Consider the following 7,627-nt stretch of genomic DNA (forward strand, 5'->3'; position numbering starts at 1 on the left):
GATAAAATTACCGCTGTAAATCAACAGCTTGTGTCATAATTATGGTTGTTATCTACATAATTTTGTCCAAGGAATTCCTAAAATTTTTCTGTTGGGATTTATAAGCTGTCAAGCTCATTCCCGTCTGATTTTTAAACTGACCGCTCAAATGATTGATATGGCTATAATTCAACATTTGGCTTATTTCAGTAAAATTTGGTTGCTGTGTCTGGATGAGTTCTTTGACTTTTTCAATTTTCAGTTTGATGAAATATTTCTCAATCGTAATACCTTCGGTGGATGAAAAAACCTTGCTTATTTTGGAATAGTCCTGATTCATTTTTTGCATCAATAAATCAGACAGTTTCCCATCCATGTCAAGCGGTAAATCTTCCAGCATTTTCAATAGTTGAATCTTGACCTGCTCGGTAATCCTATCTTCTGCCGAATCGATAATCTCAAAATCATTGTTGATGACGATGTTTTCTAAAACCTTGAGTTGATCCTCATTTTCAATATCCAATTGTACACGGCCCAACTCAATCTCAATCAAACGTATTTCCTGCGCCTCAATTTCATTTTTAAGCACCTTGATACAACGGTTGCACACCATGTTTTTTATGTAGAAATCCTTGATCACGGTTGGTTTATTAAGTAGTTCATCATGGCTTGCTGCTCATAATACATCTGGATCGATGCTATCTGATTCATCTGGAATTTGAGTTGCAGTTCCTGAATATCCAGCACATCGTTGAAATCTATGGTGCCTGTCTCGTAATTCTTGACTAATATCTGCTCCGCATCTCGAGCTTGTTTCAGGTTTTTTTCTTGCGTATGGAATGCTATCTTGGCTTGATTTCGTAGGGAGTTCGCTTTCGCGAAAGCGGATTCCAACACATTCAATTGATTGCTTTTCTGAAATTCTATTTCTTGTTGGCGTAATTCATTCTGCTTTGTGATGGATTTATACCGATTGTTGAAAATGGGAATCGTCATTGTCACCATAGGCATCAAAACGTCCTTTCCATTATCGCTAAACATCGAGTTGTCATTTCCTGTTACTGGCAAATAATCCACGCCAAATCCAAACATAGGTTGCGCTTCCCGTAGATTGAGTAATTCCGATTGGGTTACAGATTCGTAAAGTTTATCGTACTTGAGCAACTCAGGATTGAGCACCAGGTTGTCCATATTATAGACAAGATCATCGGTCGGGATCTCCATCATAATTGGAGTTTCAAGTAAAGTGTTTTCTTCCTGGTTGAGCAGGTTATTGAATGAAATTTGTGCAGCTACAAACTCTTCTTCCAGCACTTCCTTTTGTTGCTGTAGCTCATTTTGTCGTATCTGCAATCGCAGAACGTCGACCGCACTGGCTTTACCAACTTCTACTGATGTGAGCGCTAGTCGCTCATAGGTTTCCAACAATTGGATATTCTCGTCAAGTACCTTTTGCTTAGCTCTTATGGAGTATAACATGTAATAGGATTGAGCGACCTGTAAAGCCAACTTACGCTTTGCGATAGTGACTTCCACATATTCTGCATCTGCCATGGAAGAGGCATAATTTTCCTTTGCAGTAATTGTCCCAAACCAAGGCAACATCTGTTTAAAACTTATGCGTGCTCGTTGCGCGCCCACTCTGGTTTCTGGCTCACTCACAAAATACCCAGCGCTGAATTCAGTATTAGGAATCCAGTTGGCTTCGTTTACCTTTTCTTCGGCGATGTTGTACCGCAATTCAAAGGCTTGGATTTCTGGATTATTGGCTGCGGCTTCCTGAATGTAGGATTGTAATTGTTGCGCTTTCGCGAAAGCGGAAACAAACAAAAACACGAGTATATATTTTAATTTCTTCATCTGTTTGCTCTTTTAAGTTGGTATTCCTTTTTCCAGCTGTATAAGACTGGCAGTAAGAAATAGGACGTAACATCGATTATCATTCCACCAAAAATGGGAATCGCCATCGGTATCATTATATCGCTTCCCTTTCCTGTGGATGTGAGTACTGGTAGTAGTGCCAAAACTGTGGTTACGGTTGTCATCAAACACGGACGGATACGTTTTCCAGCCGCTTCCAAAGTGGCGAGCCTTATACCTTTTTGAGAATCTGGCTCATTGCTTTTGAAGGATTGGTCTAAATAGGTGGCCATTACCACACCATCATCTGTGGCGATACCAAAAAGGGCGATAAATCCTACCCAAACAGCCACACTTAAATTGATGGTTTTCATATTGAACAAGTCCCGTAGATTCTCGCCGAAAAAGCTGAAGTTGAAAAACCAATCCTGACCGTATAACCAAATCATAATGAAACCACCTGCAAAGGCTACAGCAATGGCAGTAAAAACCATAAGAGACGCAGAAACCGACTTGAACTGGAAATACAAAATCAAGAAAATGACCAGCAAACAAAGTGGCACAACTACCGATAGCGTTTTTTCTGCCCGTAATTGATTTTCATACGTTCCTGTAAATCGGTAACTGATTCCTTGTGGTACGACCAGCGAACCATTATCAATATTTTCTTGAATCAGGGCTTGGGCATTTTCTACCACATCCACTTCGGCAAAGCCGTCGAGTTTATCAAATAGCACGTAGCCAATTAGAAAAGTGTCTTCACTCTTAATGACCTGTGGTCCTTGTTCGTATCGAATTTCAACCAATTCACCCAGCGGTACAGGACTTCCTTTCTCAACGGGAACATAGATATTTTTAAGGTCGTCTGGATTTGCCCGTAATTCTCTTGGATACCGCACACGCACGGCATAGCGTTCACGACCTTCCACGGTTTGCGTGAGTGGCATACCGCCCACGGCCACTTGAAGGATTTCCTGCACGTCCATAATTGATATGCCATATCGAGCCAATTGGTCTCGCTTAATATCGATGAGCAAGTAGGGTTTGCCCACGATACGGTCTGCAAAAACAGCTTGTTCCTTTACGCCTTCGGCTTGCTTTAGAATGTCTTCCAATTCCAGTCCGAAGTTTTCTATGGACTTTAAATCGGGACCTTTTACTTTGATGCCCATAGGCGCACGCATTCCCGTTTGTAGCATTACCAGTCGTGTTTCGATGGGCTGCAACTTGGGTGCAGATGTAACGCCTGGCAACTTGGTTACACGCACAATTTCGTTCCAAATATCATCTGGATTTTCAATGTCCGGTCGCCAGTTTCGGTAGTACTCGCCGTCGTCATCTTCAATCAAATCTTCACGTGTGGCAGTCGTTTTTAGCGATGCTTCCTCATAGTTGGCATCTTCATCAATCTCATTATTCGGGTTGATGATAAATTTGTCGTTCGTCAGTACAAACAATCCATCGTCATTGACCCTATAGCGTTGTCGCTCGCCAGAACTATTCCGCATATATTCAGATTTATACTGAATGACATTCTCATACATCGAGAGTGGTGCTGGGTCGAGTGCGCTTTCCGTTCTTCCAGCTTTTCCCACCACGGTTTCGGTTTCAGGGATGCTTGCCACAGCCATATCGAGCTGTTGCAAGACTCGCTTGTTTTCTTCAACACCTGCGTGTGGTAGGGATGTAGGCATTAAAAGAAATGAACCTTCGTTGAGTGCTGGCATAAACTCTTTGCCCGTATTACGCATAATAATGAAACCGAGCACGAGCACAGTGGTGGGAATTATCAAGAATAGAAACCTGTTCTGAAGTGCCCATCTCAAGATGCGCTCATAGTAGATTCTAAAAATTGAGAACACGGCCAGCAACCCAAAACAGATGATGGAAACAAATATTAAGTTCATCACGATGCTGCGGTCAAAACCTAATGGTCGCCAGTATTCTGCCAGAAGCAGCACAATCGCTGTGGCCGAAATAATAATATTTATGATGTTCTGGTTCAGCGTGAAGCTGTACTTATAAATATGTAGCTGGTATTCTTTTCTCGCTTTGAGTAAAAAGAAAAAGCCACAAGCCGCAAATGCCACGAGAATCAAACCTAACCAATAGCCATAAATAAATGCAGCCACACCCAATACCGCAAGGACTCCATTCAATAAATGCTTTGAACGTTTCCTGATGTTTGTCTTACGAAAAAGGAATGCTGCAAAAGGCGGAATCAGGAAAAGGGCAATGATAAGCGATGCTGAGAGCGCCATTGTTTTGGTAAAGGCAAGCGGTCGGAATAATTTTCCTTCCGCACCAATCATAGTGAATACAGGAAGGAAACTGATAATCGTTGTTAAAACTGCAGTCAGGATAGCTCCTGAGACCTCCGCAGTTGCGTTGTAAATGATTTCATTTGTTGTGAATGCTATTCCGCTTTCGCGAAAGCGTAATTTTTCATCTTCTAAATGCCGTATCATATTTTCGGCAAGTATGACGCCCACGTCCACCATTGTACCGATGGCAATGGCAATACCTGAAAGGGCAACTATGTTTGCATCTACATTAATGAGCTTCATCGTAATAAAAACCATCAAAACGGCTACGGGCAACAATCCTGAAATAAGGATGGACGCGCGCAAGTTGAATACCATTATGATAATGACGAGAATAGTTATAAGAATTTCCAGCGTAAGTGCCTCGTTGAGCGTGTCCAACGTTTCTTCTATAAGTTCTGTACGGTCGTAAAATGGAACGATGGTTACTTGTGAAGTGCGACCATCTGCCAAGGTTTTGGTGGGAAGTCCAGAGCTTAATTCTGCAATCTGAGCCTTAACATTATTAATAACCTCCAGCGGATTTGCACCGTAGCGAGCGACTACAACACCACCGACGACCTCGGCACCTTCTTTATCGAGAATACCACGCCTAGTAGCTGGGCCTAAATGAACGTTAGCGACATCTTTGATACGGATGGAAGTGAAATTTTCAGAATATACAACAGCACTTTCAATGTCTGCGATAGACTTTACATAACCCAATCCGCGAACAAGATATTCGGCTTGATTGATTTCGAGCGTTTGTGCGCCTATATCTTGATTGCTCTGCTTTACGGCTTTGACTACATCGCCCATACTCACATTATATTGGCGCATTTTTTCTGGGTCGATATCCACTTGATATTCCTGAACATAACCACCTATGGAAGCCACTTCAGAAACACCACTTGCAGATGATAGCCCGTACTTTACATAGTAATCCTGTATGCTACGCAATTCCTGTAAATCCCAACCGCCAGTTACATTGCCATCTTTATCACGACCTTCCAACGTATACCAAAATATCTGTCCTAATCCTGTGGCATCTGGCCCTAATGATGGGTTAACACCATTAGGTAAAAGGTTTGCAGGAAGTGAGTTCAGCTTTTCAAGTATGCGACTGCGTGACCAGTAGAACTCAATGTCTTCTTCAAAAATGATGTAGATGCTGGAAAACCCAAACATTGAAGAACTACGGATGGTTTTCACCCCTGGAATACCGAGAAGGGAAGTGGTAAGCGGATATGTGATTTGGTCTTCTATATCCTGTGGCGAGCGGCCTTGCCATTTAGTAAAAACAATTTGCTGGTTCTCGCCAATGTCAGGTATGGCATCTACGGCAACTGGGTCTGTTGGCAAAAAGCCAGTTTCCCAATTAAAAGGCGCATTGACCACGCCCCAACCCACAAATAGGACGAGAAGTAGAACGGCAACAAGTTTGTTTTCTATGAGAAATTTAATGCTCTTATTCAGCATGGCATTTGATTATTAGAGTTTTGGAATTGCGTGTTGCAAATAATGGTAAACACGAGTTTTAGCCCACTACAGCGTAGCTGTTGGGCTTCATTCTAAAAATCTAACAAATCAAATTAAGAAAGTCTGGTGCAGCACTTGCACATCCCGTTTGACAAAGGGTCGCGGGTAATCTTCAAAAGGAACTTCTTTAGATTCGGTTCCTTCAAAAAGGTTTATATAAGAAAAGGTAAAAGCAGCGATGAACGTTTGCTGCTCGAATGAAAGCGTGTCAAAAGATATTTTAAGGTCGTCCTTGCCTTCCTTGACTATTTGCTGGTCAGTACAACAGGATTTTTCAGTCATTTTAGGATTCTCACAACTTTTTACGGGTTGCGCTTTTTCCATTCCACAACCTTCAGCCTTTGAGAATAAACTGAAATCGACCAAATTTTCCCCACAATAGTGCATATCCACGGTAAATGACATTGTAGAGAACATCACTACGAAAGCCATCGAAATGGATAATATTTTATGGGACACTTGCTTCATTGTTGCAAAATTACAAAATCTTAACAGTTTTTATTGGGATTAACACAAATTTAATTTGTTTGTTACGTTGAACTGATGTAGAAAATAATCATATTTTATTTAAAAATTAACCACGCTATCCAATGCATCATCAGCATCTTTATGGATGAAATTAGCTTGATAACGTATAGTAGTCGTTACGGAAGAATGACGATATAGTTTCTGTAACATTTGAATTGGGATTTTATCCCCGGATATATTTCCAAAACTATGCCTGGCTATGTGCATACTAATGTTTTTATTTATGCCGAGTTGTTTAGCAGCAATCTTCAGTCTTCTGTTCAAGTTTCTGGTTATAGATTGAGTTCGCTTTGTCACTTCTTCAGAATCGCTAAGGTTTACACTTTTTAACTGGGGAAATACAAGACCGCCATATGATGATTCTTCTTTATATAAATTGAAAATTTCTATAGCCTTATCTGGTACTTTAAGAGAAACTAATTTACTGTTTTTGTTCATTCGATAGTGTAAGCGTCCATCATTGAAATCTGACCATTTTAATTTTAATACATCACCAACTCTTATGCCTGCGAAGTAAAAGCTTACAAGCCAAATATGGATAGCTTTTTGTTGGGCTTCCGTTATTCCTTCTGCATTTTCTAACTTCTGAATCTCTTCTGCTGAGAATCCTATTTTTTGTGATTCGGGAATCCTAATTGTCATTTTTCCTTTACCAAATGGATATAAACCTCTATCGGTAATTGCTTCAGAAATAGCTAAATTAAAGACCGTTCTAATAAGTATAAGATAATTAACTACCGTTCTGGGCGAAAGGCTTTTTTGATGTAAGAGATAGGTTTCAAATTTTTTAAGAACAGTAACATTAAGTTTATTGAACGGAAGTGAATCCTTACCGAGAAATTCCTTGAATTTTTTAAGTCTGCCTAATTCAGTGTCATATTGATGGTGTTTGTTTCTATTCTCAAGATTTTGAAGATGCATTTCTGCTACAGCAAAAAAATCAAGACCTTTAGTAACTATAATTTTATTTTTTATTTCTGAAACCGTCTGATATTCAGGGTTCATTTCAGACTTTATGACCTTATCGTTTGCTTCTGCAACCTTAGTCGCAATAAAATTGTTCAGTATACTGGAATTAGGATGTGATTTCCTAATATTACGATTTTTTTCATCCCAATATTTTTCTTCGATGTATTGACCTGTGTTTAGATAAGAGCTTTTGCGGTCTTTTGTAATCCTAATTGCAATTGGAAGTAATCCAGATTTGTTTTTCTTCTTTCTTAATACTACTCGAACTGTTGCCATCACAAAATATTTTGATTATAAATATACTCATTTTAGGTACAACATAGGTACAACATTTATTGATTTTGTTTGATATTAAATGATATGAAATTTAAATATATATCCTATAAATCATTGATATACAAAGGTATTGTGCTAGTTTATTATATTAGTATCAAAAACTCATAACCCGA

General features: G+C 39.8%; 5 protein-coding genes. All 5 read right to left on the reverse strand.

The window, feature by feature from the left end:
• Positions 1 to 52: 52 nt before the first annotated feature.
• A complete protein-coding gene (locus ACNKXS_RS06145) occupies positions 53 to 619 on the reverse strand; it encodes a helix-turn-helix domain-containing protein (protein WP_141876712.1) in 567 nt (188 codons plus the stop codon).
• Positions 616 to 1,839, reverse strand: coding sequence for a TolC family protein (locus tag ACNKXS_RS06150; RefSeq protein WP_417920069.1), 1,224 nt, complete (start codon positions 1,837 to 1,839; stop codon positions 616 to 618). The genes ACNKXS_RS06145 and ACNKXS_RS06150 overlap by 4 nt, the downstream gene beginning before the upstream one ends.
• Positions 1,836 to 5,621, reverse strand: coding sequence for an efflux RND transporter permease subunit (locus ACNKXS_RS06155; protein WP_417920070.1), 3,786 nt, complete (start codon positions 5,619 to 5,621; stop codon positions 1,836 to 1,838). The genes ACNKXS_RS06150 and ACNKXS_RS06155 overlap by 4 nt, the downstream gene beginning before the upstream one ends.
• A 108-nt stretch (positions 5,622 to 5,729) precedes the next feature.
• Entirely contained in the window at positions 5,730 to 6,149 is a 420-nt protein-coding gene (locus ACNKXS_RS06160) for an HYC_CC_PP family protein (protein ID WP_141876715.1), read from the reverse strand.
• Positions 6,150 to 6,248: 99 nt separating this feature from the next.
• On the reverse strand, positions 6,249 to 7,454 hold the full coding sequence (locus tag ACNKXS_RS06165) for a site-specific integrase (protein WP_141879162.1): 1,206 nt from the start codon (positions 7,452 to 7,454) through the stop codon (positions 6,249 to 6,251).
• Positions 7,455 to 7,627 lie beyond the last annotated feature (173 nt).

Source organism: Christiangramia marina (genome assembly GCF_048285865.1).
GTDB classification, from domain to species: Bacteria; Bacteroidota; Bacteroidia; order Flavobacteriales; family Flavobacteriaceae; genus Christiangramia; species Christiangramia marina.